General features: G+C 64.9%; 15 protein-coding genes. 7 read left to right on the top strand and 8 right to left on the bottom strand.

Translation table 11 applies throughout. The features are described from left to right. Positions 1-119 precede the first annotated feature (119 nt). From AKN84_RS07500 to AKN84_RS07475, 6 genes are all read right to left on the bottom strand, one after another. Positions 120-896, bottom strand: coding sequence for an HpcH/HpaI aldolase family protein (locus AKN84_RS07500; protein WP_050420111.1), 777 nt, complete (start codon positions 894-896; stop codon positions 120-122). A 37-nt stretch (positions 897-933) separates the two neighbouring features. Then, on the bottom strand, positions 934-2,019 hold the full coding sequence (locus AKN84_RS07495; protein WP_050420110.1) for a malate/lactate/ureidoglycolate dehydrogenase: 1,086 nt from the start codon (positions 2,017-2,019) through the stop codon (positions 934-936). A 36-nt stretch (positions 2,020-2,055) separates the two neighbouring features. Then, complete coding sequence (locus AKN84_RS07490; protein WP_021079917.1) at positions 2,056-2,784, bottom strand: ABC transporter ATP-binding protein; 729 nt, start codon at positions 2,782-2,784, stop codon at positions 2,056-2,058. Then, complete coding sequence (locus AKN84_RS07485) at positions 2,784-4,556, bottom strand: branched-chain amino acid ABC transporter ATP-binding protein/permease (RefSeq protein WP_050420109.1); 1,773 nt, start codon at positions 4,554-4,556, stop codon at positions 2,784-2,786. The genes AKN84_RS07490 and AKN84_RS07485 overlap by 1 nt, the downstream gene beginning before the upstream one ends. Further along, entirely contained in the window at positions 4,553-5,425 is an 873-nt protein-coding gene (locus AKN84_RS07480) for a branched-chain amino acid ABC transporter permease (protein ID WP_050420108.1), read from the bottom strand. The genes AKN84_RS07485 and AKN84_RS07480 overlap by 4 nt, the downstream gene beginning before the upstream one ends. A gap of 72 nt (positions 5,426-5,497) precedes the next feature. Further along, positions 5,498-6,643, bottom strand: coding sequence for an ABC transporter substrate-binding protein (locus AKN84_RS07475; protein ID WP_050420107.1), 1,146 nt, complete (start codon positions 6,641-6,643; stop codon positions 5,498-5,500). Between the two features lie 283 nt (positions 6,644-6,926). Between AKN84_RS07475 and AKN84_RS07470 the strand changes: the two genes are divergently transcribed. Then, positions 6,927-7,922 (top strand): GntR family transcriptional regulator, encoded by a 996-nt coding sequence (locus tag AKN84_RS07470; protein ID WP_050420106.1) that lies wholly within the window; start codon positions 6,927-6,929, stop codon positions 7,920-7,922. 2 nt (positions 7,923-7,924) lie between these two features. On the opposite strand, the gene hpaR is transcribed toward AKN84_RS07470, so the two are convergent. Continuing rightward, a complete protein-coding gene (hpaR, locus tag AKN84_RS07465) occupies positions 7,925-8,458 on the bottom strand; it encodes a homoprotocatechuate degradation operon regulator HpaR (protein ID WP_050420105.1) in 534 nt (177 codons plus the stop codon). Positions 8,459-8,669: 211 nt separating this feature from the next. On the opposite strand from hpaR, the gene hpaH reads away from it, so the two are divergent. The 6 genes from hpaH to AKN84_RS07435 all read left to right on the top strand — a co-directional run bounded on the left by hpaH (position 8,670) and on the right by AKN84_RS07435 (position 15,221). Next, positions 8,670-9,476 (top strand): 2-oxo-hept-4-ene-1,7-dioate hydratase, encoded by an 807-nt coding sequence (gene hpaH / locus AKN84_RS07460; RefSeq protein ID WP_050420104.1) that lies wholly within the window; start codon positions 8,670-8,672, stop codon positions 9,474-9,476. A 21-nt stretch (positions 9,477-9,497) separates the two neighbouring features. Next, the gene (locus AKN84_RS07455) at positions 9,498-9,896 is read left to right on the top strand and encodes a 5-carboxymethyl-2-hydroxymuconate Delta-isomerase (RefSeq protein WP_050420103.1); all 399 of its coding nucleotides are present in this window, start codon (positions 9,498-9,500) and stop codon (positions 9,894-9,896) included. Then, a complete protein-coding gene (gene hpaE, locus AKN84_RS07450) occupies positions 9,889-11,433 on the top strand; it encodes a 5-carboxymethyl-2-hydroxymuconate semialdehyde dehydrogenase (protein WP_050420102.1) in 1,545 nt (514 codons plus the stop codon). The genes AKN84_RS07455 and hpaE overlap by 8 nt, the downstream gene beginning before the upstream one ends. A 104-nt stretch (positions 11,434-11,537) precedes the next feature. Then, positions 11,538-12,521, top strand: coding sequence for a 3,4-dihydroxyphenylacetate 2,3-dioxygenase (hpaD, locus tag AKN84_RS07445; RefSeq protein WP_050420101.1), 984 nt, complete (start codon positions 11,538-11,540; stop codon positions 12,519-12,521). A 173-nt stretch (positions 12,522-12,694) separates the two neighbouring features. Then, positions 12,695-13,567 (top strand): fumarylacetoacetate hydrolase family protein, encoded by an 873-nt coding sequence (locus AKN84_RS07440; RefSeq protein ID WP_050420100.1) that lies wholly within the window; start codon positions 12,695-12,697, stop codon positions 13,565-13,567. Positions 13,568-13,592: 25 nt separating this feature from the next. Next, positions 13,593-15,221, top strand: a complete 1,629-nt coding sequence (locus AKN84_RS07435; protein WP_050420099.1) for a thiamine pyrophosphate-dependent enzyme — start codon at positions 13,593-13,595, stop codon at positions 15,219-15,221. Here AKN84_RS07435 and AKN84_RS07430 read toward each other — a convergent pair. Next, on the bottom strand, positions 15,218-16,432 hold the full coding sequence (locus tag AKN84_RS07430; protein WP_050420098.1) for an MFS transporter: 1,215 nt from the start codon (positions 16,430-16,432) through the stop codon (positions 15,218-15,220). The two genes, AKN84_RS07435 and AKN84_RS07430, sit on opposite strands and share 4 nt — an antisense overlap. Positions 16,433-16,621 lie beyond the last annotated feature (189 nt).

The raw sequence follows: 16,621 nt of genomic DNA, 5'->3' as shown, positions 1-16,621 counted from the left end.
AGCGAGAATTCGGGTGAGAGGCGAGGCACAGTGCCAACTTCGACAAAAGTGCTCGCCGGATGGAGGCCCCTCACCCCAACCCTCTCCCCGTAAAGAACGGGGAGAGGGAGAGGATCCAGTTACGCCTTGCCGCCGGACTTCTCGCGGGTCGCATTGACCTGCATCTTGGCGTAGGTCTGCATCAGGCCGACCTCGTTCGACAGCGTCACGAGCTTGAAGCCCATGTTGATCGCGCGCACCGCGCCCTCGGCGCCGGAGCAGTGGATGCCGGGGTTGAGACCGCGCTTGCCGCACTCCTTGATGATCTTCTCGTAGATCTTGAGGATCTCCGGTTCGTCGCGATCGAGTTTCGGCACCAGGCCATAGGAGAAGCCGAGATCGGACGGACCGATATAGACGCCGTCGATGCCTTCGACATTGAGGATCGCTTCCATGTTCTCGACCGCGGTCTTGGTCTCCATCATCGGCAGCAGCACGATCTCGTCGTTGGCGGTCTGCTGATAGGTGCCGGCCGAGCCGTACATGCCGGCGCGGATCGGACCGTTGGAGCGCACGCCCTTCGGCGGATACTTCGCATAGGAGACGAGGTTCTTGGCTTCCTGCGGCGTGTTGACCATCGGGCAGATCACGCCATAGGCGCCGCCGTCGAGCACCTTGCCGATGATGCCGGGCTCATTCCAGGGCACGCGAACCATCGGCGTGACCGGATGGGCATGCATCGACTGGAAGCATTGCACCATCGAGAGATAATCCTGGACGCCATGCTGCATGTCGACGGTGACGCTGTCGAAGCCGCATTGCGCGATCACTTCGGCCGAAAACCCGGAGGGGATCGCGAGCCACGCGTTCACCACCGCCTTGCCCGATGCCCAGACTTGCTTGACCTTGTTTGCCATTGATCGCGTTTCCTTTTGTGTTTTTGGGGAGCTGACCTCAGCTGGTCGCCCGCTGGATCGAGACTTCGCTGACGCCGACTTCGCGCGCGGTATTCACTATCGCCGCCCAGGTGTCGTCAGGCAAGGGGATGCCGTTCCTGGTGCGATCGGCGCGGGTCTTCCGCTCCGGATCGCCCGGAACCAGCACGGAATCCGTGCCTGCGATCGGCTTGGTGGCGCGGATGAAATCGGTGTAGCGGGTGATCTCGCCGTCGAAGAAATTGCTGGTGTCGATCACCTTGGGATCGATGTAGAACGCCATCATGCCGTTGGCGAAGCGACGGTCCGACGACGTTGCACCGGTGCCGGTCAGCGCGCCGCCGAGCAGTTCGCAGATGAAGGCAAGGCCGGAGCCCTTGTGATCGCCGAAGGCGCGGATCGCGCCGGTTCCCTTGGTGTGGTCGCGCGGCCCGTCCGGCGTATACGGACCATACAGCACGTGCGGATCCTCGCTCAGCGTGCCGTCGGCATCGACGAGCGCGCCGATCGGCAGCTTCTTGCCGCCGCGGCTCGCGACCAGGCACTTGCCCTCGGCGACAACCGAGGTCGCGAAATCGAGCACGATCGGATCCAGGCCCTGGCGCGGAATGCCGACGCAATAGGGCGCGGTCGACAGCCGCTTCTCGACGCCGCCGTAAGGCGCGACCAAGAGCGAGCCTGCCGCGGTCACGAAATGAATTGAAACAAGGCCTTCGGCGGCGGCCATTTCGGCCCAGTCGCCGACGCGGCCGAGATGGCCGGAGTTGCGCAGCGCGACCGCGGCAAGCCCCGCCTTCTTGCACTTCTCGATGCCGAGCTTGACCGCGACCGGCGTGACGGTCTGGCCGTAACCGAACTTGCCGTCGACCACCGCGAGCGACGGCGTGTCGACCACGACCTCGGGGGTCTGGTTCGGCACGATCGAGCCCATCTTCTTCCACCTGACATAGACCGGAACGCGGATCACGCCATGGCTGTCATGCCCGGTGAGGTTCGCCGTCGTCAGGTAGGTCGCGATGCGCTTCGCCTCTTCCGGAGAGGACTCCGAATGCGAAAACACCTCGGAGACGAAGTTGATGAGGTTATCGACCTTGATGGTGACCATGAAAGACTAGCTCGCTTGGTAAAGCACGGGACGTTGTCAGGCGTGGGTCTTGGCGTGGCCGCCGAGATAGGCCGCGGCGATGGCTTCATTGCCCCACAATTCGTCGGGCTTGCCTCCGAGCACAATCCGCCCGGTTTCGAGAACAAAACCGTGATCGGCGACCGAGAGTCCCATGCGCGCATTTTGCTCGACGAGCAAGACCGTGGTGTCCTTCCTGATCTGCGAAATGATGCGGAACACCGCCTGCACGATCACAGGTGCGAGACCGAGCGACGGCTCGTCGAGCAGCAGCAGCCGCGGCTTGGCCATCAGGCCGCGCGCCACTGCGACCATCTGCAGCTGGCCGCCGGACAGCGTCCAGCCGAGCGCGTTGGAGAAGGCGCGAATATCCGGAAACAAATCGAACATCGCATCGGCTTCGCGCGAGATCTGCGACGCCGAGACCTTCCGGTTCGACGCGCCGAGCATGATGTTCTCTTTCACGGTGAGGCCCGGAAACACGCGGCGGCCTTCCGGCACATGCGAGATGCCGAGCCGCACGATCGCTTCCGGCCCGAGGCCCGCGATCGAGTGACCGTCGAACAGGATGTCGCCGGAGGCCGGCTTGGCGAGGCCGGAGATCGCCCGCAGCGTGGTCGACTTGCCGGCGCCATTGGCACCGAGCAGCGTGACCACCTGCCCTTGCTCCACGGCGATGGTAACGCCGCGCAGCGCTTCGATCTCGCCGTAGCGGACCACGAGATTGCGGATTTCGAGCAGCGGCATCATTCGCTCCCGAGATAGGCGGAAACGACGTCAGGATGGCGCAGCACCGCCATCGACTCGCCGTCCGCGATGCGGCGTCCGAAGTTCAGCACCGTGATGTGCTGGGCGGCTTCCGAGACAAGCGTCATGTCGTGATCGATGATGAGGATGGTGAGGCCCTGCGCTGCGATGCGCTTGAGCAGCTCATGCAGCTCGAGCTTCTCGGTCGAATTGAGGCCTGCGGCCGGCTCGTCGAGCAGCAGCAAGGTCGGGTTCGACGCCAGCGCCCGCGCGATCTCGATCAGGCGCTGATGGCCGTAGGAGAAGCTCGAGATCAATTCGTTGGCGCGGCTGCCGAGGCCGACGAAGGTCAGCGCCTCCATCGCCCGTTCGGTCAGCGCGTCGTCGCCCTTCCCGATCATGGTGTTGCCCGGTCGTTCGGCGCCGATCTCGACATTCTCCAGCGCCGTCATCGAGCGGAACAGGCGGATGTTCTGGAAGGTGCGTCCAAGACCCGCGGCAGTGCGCTGATGCGGTGCCATGTTGGTGATGTCGGTGCCGTCGAGCACGATCTTGCCTGATGTGGCCTTGTAAAGGCCGGACAGCACGTTCAGCGTCGTGGTCTTGCCGGAGCCGTTCGGTCCGATCAGCGCGTGCACGCTGCCGCGCTTCACCGCGATGTCGACGCCATCGACCGCCTTGAGGCCGCCGAAATGCTTCGAGAGCCCAGTGACCTCGAGCACGATGTCGCCGCCAGTCGTCGCGGGCTTGAGGTGAAGCGCTCCGGCAACAGGCGGCGCCTTGGTGTGCGCACGCCAGCGCGTGAAGGCGTCAGACACGAAGCCCCAGATGCCATCAGGCATGAAGCGGATGATCAGGATCACCGACAGGCCGTAGATCGCGAGGTAGAGGCCCGGCACGCTCTTCAGGAAGCGCAGCCATTCCGGGATCAGGATCAGGAGGCCGGTGCCGATCACGGAGCCGATCGGCGACGCCACGCCGCCGAGCAGCGACATGGTCAGGAACTGGATCGATTCCGCAAACGAGAACTGGTCCGGGCTGACATAGGCGAAGCCGCCAGCGAACAGGCCGCCCGCGAGGCCACCGAGCACCGCGCACACCGCAAAGGCGGAGACCTTGGTGCGGAACACGTCGATGCCGTTGACGCCGGCCGCGAGCTCGTTGTCGCGCACCGCACGCATGGCGCGGCCGAGCTTGGTGTCAGGCAGATGCCAGACCAGATAGCCGACGATCGCGAGCATCGCAACGCAGAAGGCGAGATAGCTCTGCGAGGACTGGAACAGCTCGGGCCGGCGAATGTTGGCGACGCCGTCCGGTCCGTGGGTGACGCCGACCGCGTTGATCATGACCAGCGTCACGATCTGCTGGAACGAGATCGTCACCATCGCAAGGTAATGCCCGCCCAACCGCAGCGTCGACATGCCGAGGAATGCACCGGCAACCAACGTGATCGCGCAGGCGCCAACCAGGCAGAGCCAGAAGTTCAGATGCAGGTCGGCGGTCCCGAGGCCGACGGCATAGGCGCCGAAGCCGAAGAACGCCGCCTGCGCCAGGTTGATCTGGCCGCACAGGCCGAGCACGACCGAAAGGCCGAACACCGCGATCGAGAAGGTCGTGGCCTGCAGCAGGATATTGAGGATGTAACCGTCGAACTGCATGCCCGCGGCGAGCGCCACCAGCACCGCAGCGCCGATGAAATACGGCAGATGCCGGATGATCAGCGGTTTCGAGCGCACGGCGGGTGCCGGAATCATATTGTCGCTGGCGCTCATGCTTTCTCCGCGACACGTTCGCCGAAGATGCCCTGCGGCCGGAACACCAGGAAGGCGATCAGCACCAGGAAGGCAAAGCCGTCCTTGTACGGCACCGAGATGTAGGCCGCACCGAAGGTTTCGATCACGCCGAGCGCGAGGCCGCCGACGATCGCGCCGGCGACATCGCCGAAGCCGCCGATGATGGTCGCGGCAAATGCCTTCAGCGCAATGGTCGAGCCCATCTGGATCGAGACAAACAGCACGGGCGCCACCAGGATGCCGGCGAGGCCGCCGAGCACGGCCGAATAGATGAAGGTGATCATGATCATGGTGGAGACGGAAATGCCGAGCAGCGAGGCCATCTCCTTGTCCTGCGAGGTCGCCTGCAGCTTCTTGCCGAGCAGCGTCTTCTCGAAGAACCAGAAATTGAACAGCACCAGGAGGATCGTGACGCCGATGATCAGCAGATACTGGCTGTCGAGGTAGACCGGGCCGAGCTGGATGCCGGGCGTGTCGAACCAGCCCTGCAGCACCTGCGGCTGCGGACCGTAGATCGCGAGCACCGAGTTCGACAGCAGGATCGAGGCGCCGATGGTGGCGATGATCACAGGCAGATAGGTGCGGTGGCGCAGCGGATAGTAGACGCCGAGATTGAAGATGACGCCGAGCAGCGCCATGCCGGCAAGCGCAATCACAAAGGACAGCCAGTAAGGCAGGCCGAGCTCGACGCAGACCACCATCAGATAGGCGGCCACCATCGAGAACTCGCCTTGCGCAAAGTTCACCACATTGGTGGCGCGGAAGATCAGCACGAAACCGAGCGCGACCAGCGCGTAGACCGCGCCGATGCCTATGCCGGTGAACAGCAGTTGGAGAATCAGATCCATGACAGCGCTCGATCAGAACAGTGTGCGCAGAAGACCGGCCTCGCCGCGTCGGGCGGCGAGGCCGAGCCGCGATCAATCGTTGAAGTCGATGTGCTTGTCGTAGACGATCTTGCCCTTGTCGTTCTTCACGACGTTGTAGCCGTGCAGACCGTCACCGTTCTTGTCGAAGTTATATTCGCCTTCGGCGCCGGCGAATTTCTGCGTTGCCAGGATGGCATCGCGGATCTTGTTCGGATCGGTCGAGCCGGCCTTGTTGATCGCCGCCGACAGGATGGTGATCGCGTCGTACGGCCAGGCGCTCTGATTGTCGGGCGCGGTCTTGTAGGCATCGCGATAGGCCTTGCCGAACGCCTTCGCGGTGTCGCTGGAGTCCTCGGCGAAGTCGGCGACCCCGTAGGTGCCGAACAGCGCAGGGCCTGCGAGCTTGGTCGAGGACACCGCCACCACCGAGGGCGAGCCGACCCAGGGGATGTTCACGCCGAGCTGGCGCAGCTGGCGGGCAAAGATGCCGAGGTCATTCTCGAAGGTGAAGTAGGTGCCGAGCACGTCGGCGCCGGACTGCTTCACGGCCAGCACGACCGGGGTGAAGTCCTGGCTCTGGTTGGCGTAACCCTGGTCGAGCACCGGCGGCGCGCCGAGCTTGGTCAGTGCCTCGGTGAGCGCCTTGCCGCCCGCGGTGCCGAACGCGTCGGTGGAATGGACGATCGCCCACTTCTTCTTGCCAAGGGTGGTGACGCCGAAGTCGGCGATCACGCGGCCGGAGTAATTATCGTTCGGGCGGAAGCGGAACAGCCAGGGATTGCCGGAATGGGTGAGATCGGGATTGGTGCCGCCGATCATCACAGGCTTGCCGACCTTGATGACGTCGGGCGCCATCGCCTGCACCTGGGTCGAGCGGATCGAGCCGAGGAAGGCAACGATATCGGATTGCGCGGCGAGCTTGGAGAACGCCAGCACGATGCCCGGGTTGGTGGTCTGGTCGTCCTCGATCACGAGCTCGACCTGCTTGCCGAGCACGCCGCCGGCCTTGTTGACCGCGGCCAGCGCCAGCTTGGCGCCGTTCTGGGCCCACAGCCCCTGCTCGGCTGCCGGTCCGGTCACCGGCACGCACATGCCGATCTTGATGGTCGCTCCCTGCGCCCAGGCGCTGCGCATCAGCGCAGGAGCAGCGAGACCTGCCGCCATGCCGGCGGAAAACTCACGCCTCGTCAGTTTCATTCAATCCTCCCTGTCATGCGCCGAACTTGATGTCGGCTGCGTTGCGACGAGCTGACGCGTCGATCTGTTGCCCAATCCGCAGCCATCGAGCGGCGCGACGAACCAACGTGAGCGCCGCTGCGGCACACAGACGCGCAACAGCGGCCATCAATCTGGCGTTTGCCGTAGCTAAACATGATTGCACATTGCACGCAATAGCCAAAAGTTCTGGTAACGGTGCGTAAATGCCTGCTACCAGCACCATGGCGCGATCACGTGATAATGTGACGGCGGGCAGCCATCGATGTCGATTCCAAGAGCGAAGTCGCAGACCAGACGAAAACAACCGGCCTACGAGCTGATCAAGAGCGCGTTGGCAAAGCACATCCGGGCCGGTGACGTGCCGCCCGGCACGGTGCTCTCCGAATCGGCGATCGCGACCTTGTTCGGCTCCAGCCGCTCGCCGGTGCGGCAGGCGTTCGAGCAGCTCGAGCATGTCGGGTTGGTGCGCCGGTTCGGCGGCCGCGGCGTCATCGCCGGCAAGCGCAAGGTCGAACCGCGGCGCGTCCCGATCACACCGGAGATGTTCGGACTGACCGACGGCCCGGTCGACGCGGTGCGCAGCGATGCCTGGGACGCGCTCTATTACAAGCTCGAACGCGAGATCATCTACCGGTCGCTGTTCGGACGCTTCCGCGTCAGCGAGCTCGCACTGGCGCGGCATTTCCGGGTCGGACGCACGGTGGCGCGCAACCTGCTGCTCCGCGCGCAGGCGATCGGAATCCTGGAGAAAGGCGCCAAGGCGCATTGGTACGTGGTGCCGCTGGACGAGGATCGCCTCCGCGACATCTTCGAGGTGCGCGCAACCCTCGAGCCACTGCTGCTCAAATCCGCGACGGCAAAGATTCCGACCGCGCTGCTTGACCGGATGGCGGAGCGGCTGCGCGAGGGGATTCAATTCCGCAGCCGCGTCGGCGTCGGCGAGCTCGACGAGATCGAGGGCGACCTGCACATCCGGTGCCTGGGCTACGGCGCCAATCGCGAGATGGTCGAAGCGCTCAAGCGTACCCATTGCGCCTTCGTGATCGGCAAGCACATTCAGGTGGCCCTGACCGCGCCGCAGATCGATTCCTTCATGGACGAGCATCTGGTGATCATCGAAGCCTTGCGTGCCCGCGACGGCGATGCGGCGGCCGAGATCTTGCGCCGCCATATCGAGTGGTCCCATTCGAAGGTCGCGGGCTGGATCGCCGAATTCCGCGCCATCAACGTGATCTCACGCGTGCCCTACATGGCCTGACGCTACTCGTCGGCCTCGACTTCAGCTTCCTCGGCCGAGCCCATTCCGGCGAGACTTGCTTCCAGCGCGCCCAGCATCTCCTGCAGCTCCGCAAGCTTGCGCGCGCCATAGCGCCTGGTGATCGCGGCGTAGATCACCTCCGACGTCGGCGCCACTGCCTCGATCAGCTTCAATCCCTTGGCGGAGATCGAGACCACCGCGCGCCGCGCATCGTTCTCCGCGGCCTTGCGCTCGATCAATGCACGGCCTTCGAGATCGCGCAGGATGCGCGACAGGCTCGGGCCGAGCAGGAACGCCACGCGGGCGAGCTCGGTGACCTCGATCTCGTCGACCGCGGTCAGCGCACGCAGGATCCGCCACTGCTGCTCAGTCAGCCCGTGATTGCGCAGCGACGGACGGAATTGCCGCATCACCGCTTCGCGGGCGCGGAGCAGCGACATCGGCAGCGAGCGCGAGAATTCGCGCATCGGGGCGCGCCGCGCCGCCGCGTCGTCGCCCTGCTCCGGTCGGATCTCGTCCAGTTTCTTGCGCGCCATCGCTCAATCCCGATCGTAATGACGGCTCTTCGAGCCGCCATCACGATCTATCTCTCTATTCGAGCATGATCCTGATCGGAAAACCGGTGCCCACTTTTCCGGATCATGCATCATGGCAGAAACTTTTGCATTGCAGCATGCCCTGATTCAGTTTGCGGGAAAGAACTTAACATGTTAATCATCTCCCGGCATCCATTTTTGTGTAGCACGCATGGCCCTCTCCAAGGACGATATCCGCGCTGCCGCCGAGCGGCTCGACAGTGCGGAAAAGACCCGCAAGCAAATCCGCCAGCTGTCGCTGGAATACCCCCGCATTACCCTCGAAGACGCCTACGCGATTCAGAAGGCCTGGGTCGAGATGAAGGTGGCGCAGGGCCGCCTCGTCAAGGGCCACAAGATCGGCCTGACCTCGAAGGCGATGCAGAGCGCGCTCAACATCGACGAGCCTGACTCCGGCGTCCTGCTCGACGACATGTTCTTTGCCGACGGCGGCCTGGTGCCGACCGACCGCTTTATCGCGACCCGCGTCGAGGCCGAGCTCGCCTTCGTGATGAAGCATCGCCTGGCGGGCCCGAACTGCACGCTGTTTGACGTGCTCAACGCCACCGACTTCGTGGTGCCGGCGCTCGAGATCCTGGATACCAGGGTCGAGCGCGTCGACCCCGAGACCAAGGCGACGCGCAAGATCTTCGACACCATCGCCGACAACGCCGCCAATGCCGGCATCGTGCTCGGCGGTCGGCCGATCCGCCCGCTGGAAGCCGACCTGCGCTGGATCGGCACGCTGTGTTTCCGCAACGGCCAGCTCGAGGAAACCGGTCTCGCCGCCGGCGTGTTGAATCATCCGGCGACCGCGGTGGCGTGGCTCGCCAACAAGATCGCGCCGAACGGGCTGGCGCTGGAGGCCGGCCAGGTCGTGCTGGCGGGCTCGTTCATCCGCCCGATCGAGACCCGCAAGGGCGACACCATCCAGGCCGATTACGGACCCTACGGTTCCGTGAGCTGCTACTTCGCCTGACGCCATCAGCAGGAGCGCTGCATGCCGCATTTCACAATTGAATACTCCGCCAATCTCGACGGCCTCGTCGACATGGGCGCGACCGTCGAACTGGTCCGCAAGGCCGCGGTCGAGACCGGCATCTTCCCGCTCGGCGGCATCCGTGTTCGCGCCGTCAGATGCGAGCATTACGCGATCGCCGACGGCCGCAAGACTTACGGCTTCCTCGACATGGTGCTGCGGCTCGGCGAAGGCCGCGACCTCGCCACCCGCAAGCAGGCCGGCGAGCACATCTTCAAGGCGCTATCGGCCCATCTCGATCCGGTATTCGCCAACAGCAAGTTCGCTCTGTCGTTCGACATGCAGATCAACGACAAGGAAACCAGCTGGAAACGCAACAACATCCACGACGCACTGAAGGTGGAGACGGTCAATGGATAAAGCGACAGCGAAATCGTCAGCCGACGTGTTCCAGGCCAACCGCGATCGCGCCGGCCCCCTGCTGGCGAAGCTGAAGGCCGAAGGCATTGGCAACGTGATCGACGGCAAGGTCGTGCCGGCGGCATCCGGCCAGACCTTCGAGACCAAATCGCCCGTTGACGGCACGGTGCTGGCGACGGTCGCACGCGGCAATGCCGAGGATATCGACCGTGCCGCAACCGCCGCGGCCAAGGCCTTCAAGGCCTGGCGCGACATGCCGGCGGCGCAGCGCCGCAAGCTGCTGCATCGCGTCGCCGACGCGATCGAGGAGCGCGCCGACGACATCGCCGTGCTCGAATGCATCGACACCGGCCAGGCGCACCGCTTCATGGCCAAGGCCGCGATCCGCGCCGCGGAGAATTTCCGCTTCTTCGCCGACAAATGCGGCGAGGCCCGCGACGGTCTCAACACGCCCTCGGACGAGCACTGGAACATCTCGACCCGGGTGCCGATCGGCCCGGTCGGCGTGATCACGCCGTGGAATACGCCGTTCATGCTCTCGACCTGGAAGATCGCGCCTGCGCTGGCCGCCGGCTGCACTGTGGTGCACAAGCCGGCGGAATGGTCGCCGGTGACGGCCGATATGCTGGTCAAGCTCGCCAAGCAGGCCGGGCTTCCCGACGGCGTGCTGAACACCGTGCACGGATTCGGCGAGGAAGCCGGCAAGGCGCTGACCGAGCACCCCGCCATCAAGGCGATCGGTTTCGTCGGCGAGAGCTCGACCGGCTCGGCGATCATGGCGCAGGGCGCGCCGACCTTGAAGCGGGTGCATTTCGAGCTCGGCGGCAAGAACCCGGTGATCGTATTCGACGATGCCGATCTCGACCGCGCGCTCGATGCCGTCGTGTTCATGATCTACTCGCTCAACGGCGAGCGCTGCACGTCGTCGAGCCGGCTGCTGGTTCAGGAGAGCGTTGCCGGCAAGTTCATCGAGAAGCTGACGGCGCGCGTCAAGGCGCTCAAGGTCGGCCATCCCCTCGATCCTGCGACCGAGATCGGGCCGCTGATCCATGAACGGCACCTCGCCAAGGTGTGCAGCTATTTCGATGTCGCCAAAAAAGACGGCGCGACGATCGCGGTCGGCGGCAAGCCGCATGACGGTCCCGGCGGCGGCCACTATGTGCAGCCGACGCTGGTGACCGGCGCCAGCGCGACCATGCGCGTCGCACAGGAAGAGGTGTTCGGCCCGTTCCTGACCGTGATCCCGTTCAGGGACGAGGCTGACGCCATCGAGATCGCCAACGGCGTGCAATACGGCCTGACCGGCTATGTCTGGACCGGCGAGATGGGCCGCGCGCTGCGCGTTGCCGATGCGCTGGAAGCCGGCATGATCTGGCTCAACTCGGAAAACGTCCGCCATCTGCCGACCCCGTTCGGCGGCATGAAGTCGTCAGGCATCGGCCGCGACGGCGGCGACTACTCGTTCGACTTCTACATGGAAACCAAGCACGTCTCGCTCGCGCGCGGGACGCACAAGATCCAGAAACTGGGAATTTGATTGCACGTCATTCCGGGGCGCGCAGCAACCCGGAACCTCGAGATTCCGGGTTCGATGCTGCGCATCGCCCCGGAATGACGGATAACAAATCTGAGGAAACACCGATGCCCGCTCCGACCCACGTCTTCGATCCGCCGTTCAACATCATCCGCTGCAGCCACGCCGTGCTCGACGTCACGGACCTGGACAAGAGCGCCGCCTTCTACGAGAAGACGGTCGGCCTCCACATCGAGGACCGCGACGACAAGTCGGTGTATCTGCGCGCCAGCGAGGAGCACCAGCATCATTCGGTGGTGCTGCGCAAGGCGGCGAAGGCCGCCTGCAACCGGCTCGGCTTCAAGGTCGGCAATGACGGCGACCTCGACAAGGCCGCCGCCTTCTGCTCCGAGAACGGCATCAGCTATGCTTTCGTCGTCCAGCCGTTCCAGGGCCGCACGTTGCAATTCACCGATCCGTTCGGCTTCCAGATCGAACTCTACGCCACGATGGAGAAGCGCCCGCATCTGCTGCGGCGCTACGATCTCTACAAGGGCTGCCATCCGCAGCGGCTCGACCATTTCAACGTGTTCGCCGCCGAGGTGCAGGACACCGTCGATTTCTATGCGCGGCTCGGCTTCCGCCTCACCGAATATGCCGAGGAGGACGGCGACAACGGCCGCATCGCCGCCGCCTGGATGCACCGCAAGGGCAACGTCCACGACTTCGCCATCACCAACGGCCGTGGTCCTCGCCTGCACCACATCGCCTATTGGGTGCCGACCGCGATGAACATCGTGCATCTCTGCGACGTGATGGCCTCGTCCGGCTTCCTCAAGAACATCGAGCGCGGCCCGGGCCGGCACGGCATCTCCAACGCCTTCTTCCTCTACATCCGCGATCCTGACGGACATCGCATCGAGCTCTACACCAGCGACTATTTCACCGGCGATCACGACCACGAGCCGCTGCGCTGGTCGCTGCGCGATCCGCGCCGTCAGACGCTGTGGGGCGCGCCGGCGCCGCGCTCATGGTTCGAGGAAGGCTCGACCTTCGCAGGCCAGACCGTCCGCGAGCCGCGCTTCGTCGCCGATGTTCTGGTTGCGGACTAGTCACGCCTCTCCCCACACGTCGTCCCGGCGAAAGCCGGGACCCATAACCACCGAATTGAGTTGCTGAACGAATGTCTGGCCGCGTGCCCCTTCCAATGGCCGCGGAGTATGGGTCCCGGCCCCCGTGCGCAATTGCGCACTAGGCCGGGACGACACCAACGAATGGATTGCTGATGCCCGCCCCTCGCCTCGCCACCTATTCCATCGACGGTGCCACCCGCTACGGTGTTGTGACTGACAATGGCATTGTCGATCTCTCCGCACGCAGCGCCAAGGATTATCCGACCTTGCGCGAGGCGATCGCCGCCGGCGCGCTGAGCAAGCTCGTGGAGGACGCCGCCAAGCGATCGCCCGACCACGCGCTCGACGCGGTCACCTGGCAGCCACCGATCCCAACGCCGGACAAGATCATCTGCATCGGCGTCAACTACCCGGATCGCAATGCCGAGTACAAGGACGGCTCGGACGCGCCGAAATACCCCAGCATGTTCCTGCGGGTGCCGCGCTCCTTCGTCGGCCACAACACACCGGTGGTGCGACCGCGAGTCTCGCCGCAGCTCGACTATGAGGGCGAACTGGTGCTGGTGATCGGCAAGGCCGGTCGGCACATTCCGGAAAGCGCCGCGCTCGATCACATCGCCGCGATCACGCTGTGCAACGAGGGCACCATCCGCGACTGGGTGCGCCACGCCAAGTTCAACGTCACCCAGGGCAAGAACTTCGATTCCACCGGCAGTCTCGGCCCGTGGATCGTGCCCTACACCAGCGAAGCGCAGATCGCCGATGTCAGGCTGACCACGCGAGTCAACGGTGAGGTCAGGCAGGACGACCGTACCTCGCGCTTGATCTTCGGCTTCCGCTACCTCATCAACTACATCTCGACCTTCACGACGCTGGTTCCCGGCGACATCATCGTCACGGGCACGCCGACCGGCGCAGGTGCGCGGTTCGATCCGCCGCGCTATCTGAAGCCCGGCGATGTCGTCGAGGTCGAGGCCGAAGGCGTCGGTATTCTGCGCAACGGCGTCGTCGACGAAGCCAACTAGACTCAACAAGCAACTGGACAGTGCCATGACCTCAACATCCGGCGGCGAAGCGATCGTCAACGGCCTCGTCGCGCACGGTGTCGACACCGTGTTCGGTTTGCCCGGCGCGCAGATCTATGGCCTGTTCGATGCCTTCCACCAGGCGCAGCTCAAGGTGATCGGCGCCCGGCATGAGCAAGCCTGCGGCTACATGGCGTTCGGCTATGCCCGCTCCAGCGGCAGACCCGGCGTGTTCAGCGTGGTGCCCGGCCCCGGCGTGCTCAACGCGTCGGCGGCGCTGCTCACCGCACTCGGCTGCAATGAGCCGGTGCTGTGCCTGACCGGACAGGTGCCGACGCAATTCCTGGGCAAAGGCCGCGGCCATCTGCACGAGATGCCGGACCAGCTCGCGACGCTGCGGACCTTCGTGAAATGGGCCGAGCGGATTGAATACCCCGACAACGCGCCCGCGATGGTGTCACGCGCATTCCAGGAGATGCTGTCGGGCCGGCGCGGCCCGGCGTCGCTGGAGATGCCGTGGGACGTATTCACCCAGCGCACCCAGGTCGCGGCCGTCAAGCCGTTCGATCCGTTGCCGGCGCCGCAGCCCGATCCGGACCGCATCAAGCAGGCTGCCGATCTGATCGCCGGCAGCAAGGCGCCGATGATCTTCGTCGGCAGCGGCGCGATCGAGGCAGGCGAGGAGATCCTCGAACTGGCCGAGATGATCGACGCGCCCGTGGTCGCATTCCGCAGCGGCCGCGGCATTGTCTCCAATGCGCACGAGCTCGGGCTCACCATGGCCTCCGCCTACAAGCTGTGGCCGAAGACGGATCTGATGATCGGCATCGGCACCCGCATGGAGCTGCCGACCATGTCGCGCTGGCCCTATCAGCCGGCCGGGCTGAAATGCGTGCGGATCGACATCGATCCGGTCGAGTTGCGCCGCTGGCCGGCCGACGCCGACGTGATCGCCGACGCCAAGGCCGGCACCGCCGACCTCGTCGCGGCGGTGCGCAAGGCGGGCTACAGCAAGACTTCAGGCCGCCGCGCCGCGATCCGCGAGGCGAGCGCAGCCACCGAGCAGGAGATCCAGCGCGTCCAGCCGCAGATGGCCTATCTGAAAATCCTGCGCGAGGTGCTGCCGGCGAACGCCATCGTCACCGACGAGCTGTCGCAGGTCGGCTTCGCCTCCTGGTACGGCTTCCCGATCTACGAGCCGCGCACCTTCGTCACCTCGGGCTATCAGGGCACGCTCGGCTCGGGCTTCCCGACCGCGCTCGGCGCCAAGGTCGCCAACCCGAACAAGCCGGTGGTCGCAATCACCGGCGATGGCGGCTTCATGTTCGGCGTGCAGGAGCTCGCCACCGCCGTGCAGTTCAAGATCGGCGTGGTGACGCTGGTGTTCAACAACAACGCCTATGGCAACGTGCGCCGCGACCAGCGCGAGCGCTTCGACGGCCGCGTCGTCGCCTCCGACCTGGTCAATCCCGACTTCGTCAAGCTCGCGGAGTCGTTCGGCGTCGGCGCCGCGCGCGTCACCTCGCCGGATCACTTCCGCCCCGTGCTTGAGAAGGCACTCGCCGATGGCGGGCCGTATGTGATCTCGGTGGAAGTGCCGACGGATTCGGAAGTCAGCCCGTGGGCGTTCATTCACCCGGCGAGAAACAACTAGGCTGCTTTCACGCCGCGTTGCAGCCGCGACGCGGCGATCACGAGCAGGCCGGCGCCGGCGACCGACCAGCAGGCGACCGGCGCCCAGTGCACCAGCGGCGCATAGTCCGGCAGCTTCTGCATTCCGCCAGCGACCGCCGCCATCCGCGCAAAGGTCGCAAGCGCGAGCGCTGAGAATACGAGGCCGGTGACCTTGCCCTCGGCGCCGGTCTCGCCGATCGCAAGCGCGGCCGACACCGCGCTCATCAGCATGCAGCCCCAGGCGGCGCCCGCCATGAACTGCGCTGCGATCAGGACATTGAGGCTGCCGGCGATCTCCGCGGCAATGATGGCGAAGGCGCCGAGCAGACCCGCTGCGCCCATCACGATCAGGCCGCCGCGATGCTTGACGACGATGCTCGCCGGAAACATCGCGATGTTGAAGCCGATCCAGAACACCGGCATCAGCCATTGCAGATCGCTCGACTTGGCGAAGCGCAGGTAGAACGGAGCGCTGTTGATGTTGAAGTGCAGTTGATAGCCGAGCGAGAGCAGCACCATCGACCCGATCAGGAACATCGGCACCGCACCTAGCCGCCTTGCCGGCGGCGCAAACCGTTCTGGCTGCACCTCCTCGGCGACGCGGCGCTCGATCCCCGAGAGGGCCAGGGCGGTCAGCAGCAGCACGGCGCCGGACAGCACGAACGGCAGCCGCGCATCATGGTCGCGCAGCACGACGGCGAGATAGGGCGAGACCGCACCCGCGATGCCATAGCCCAACATCGCCAGCGCGGCGAGGAACGGGACCGACGGTTGCGCGCGATACTTGCCGAGCAGCGTCAGCGGCGGCGCACGCAGGGCCGACGATGTGACAGCCCAGATCACGATCAACACGATCAGCCAGACCTTTGCGCCTGGCCCGGTGCCGGCGACGTAAGGCAGCGCGACGAAGGCGGCGCAGGAGATCGCGGCAAGAATGCCGACAAACACGCCGAGACGGCCGACCAGGCGCGAGATCCGATCGGCTGCCATGCCCATCGCCGTATCCGTGATGGTGAAGATCGCCTGGTCCATCATCAGGATCAGGATGACGGTCGAAGGCGCGATGCCGACATCGGCGCACAGCTTGGGCAGATAGATCAGGTAAGTGGTCCAGCCCAGCGTGAAGACAAGCTGCAGCACGGCGAGATAGACGCCGGTGCGATTGACCGCGCGGTCGGCCTTGGTGATCATACGCGAAGTCTAGACCAGCTCTCCCATTTGCGGGAGGCCTTTAGCTTGACTGAAGCGGCGGAGCAAAGCTACGAGCCGCCAAAAATATCGAAAACAACCCCATGCAAAGCAGCAGGCGTTCGGCCGGCACTCGGAAAAGCGCTTGACGCGTCGGGCAACTCAGTAGCATATTTTCATTATTCCGAAATA

The organism is Bradyrhizobium tropiciagri (assembly GCF_001189845.1).
Lineage (GTDB): Bacteria > Pseudomonadota > Alphaproteobacteria > Rhizobiales > Xanthobacteraceae > Bradyrhizobium > Bradyrhizobium tropiciagri.
The sequence above is the reverse complement of the archived record's forward strand: the minus strand, read 5'-3'. Positions and strand labels throughout refer to the sequence as shown.

Coding starts and splice junctions, on each gene's coding strand:
- AKN84_RS07430 (WP_050420098.1), bottom strand. CDS start 16,432: ATGATCACCAAGGCCGACCGCGCGGTCAATCGCACCGGCGTCTATCTC.
- AKN84_RS07440 (WP_050420100.1), top strand. CDS start 12,695: ATGCCCGCCCCTCGCCTCGCCACCTATTCCATCGACGGTGCCACCCGC.
- hpaD (WP_050420101.1), top strand. CDS start 11,538: ATGCCCGCTCCGACCCACGTCTTCGATCCGCCGTTCAACATCATCCGC.
- AKN84_RS07490 (WP_021079917.1), bottom strand. CDS start 2,784: ATGCCGCTGCTCGAAATCCGCAATCTCGTGGTCCGCTACGGCGAGATC.
- AKN84_RS07475 (WP_050420107.1), bottom strand. CDS start 6,643: ATGAAACTGACGAGGCGTGAGTTTTCCGCCGGCATGGCGGCAGGTCTC.
- hpaR (WP_050420105.1), bottom strand. CDS start 8,458: ATGGCGCGCAAGAAACTGGACGAGATCCGACCGGAGCAGGGCGACGAC.
- AKN84_RS07480 (WP_050420108.1), bottom strand. CDS start 5,425: ATGGATCTGATTCTCCAACTGCTGTTCACCGGCATAGGCATCGGCGCG.
- AKN84_RS07455 (WP_050420103.1), top strand. CDS start 9,498: ATGCCGCATTTCACAATTGAATACTCCGCCAATCTCGACGGCCTCGTC.
- AKN84_RS07435 (WP_050420099.1), top strand. CDS start 13,593: ATGACCTCAACATCCGGCGGCGAAGCGATCGTCAACGGCCTCGTCGCG.
- hpaH (WP_050420104.1), top strand. CDS start 8,670: ATGGCCCTCTCCAAGGACGATATCCGCGCTGCCGCCGAGCGGCTCGAC.
- AKN84_RS07485 (WP_050420109.1), bottom strand. CDS start 4,556: ATGAGCGCCAGCGACAATATGATTCCGGCACCCGCCGTGCGCTCGAAA.
- AKN84_RS07500 (WP_050420111.1), bottom strand. CDS start 896: ATGGCAAACAAGGTCAAGCAAGTCTGGGCATCGGGCAAGGCGGTGGTG.
- AKN84_RS07470 (WP_050420106.1), top strand. CDS start 6,927: ATGTCGATTCCAAGAGCGAAGTCGCAGACCAGACGAAAACAACCGGCC.
- AKN84_RS07495 (WP_050420110.1), bottom strand. CDS start 2,019: ATGGTCACCATCAAGGTCGATAACCTCATCAACTTCGTCTCCGAGGTG.
- hpaE (WP_050420102.1), top strand. CDS start 9,889: ATGGATAAAGCGACAGCGAAATCGTCAGCCGACGTGTTCCAGGCCAAC.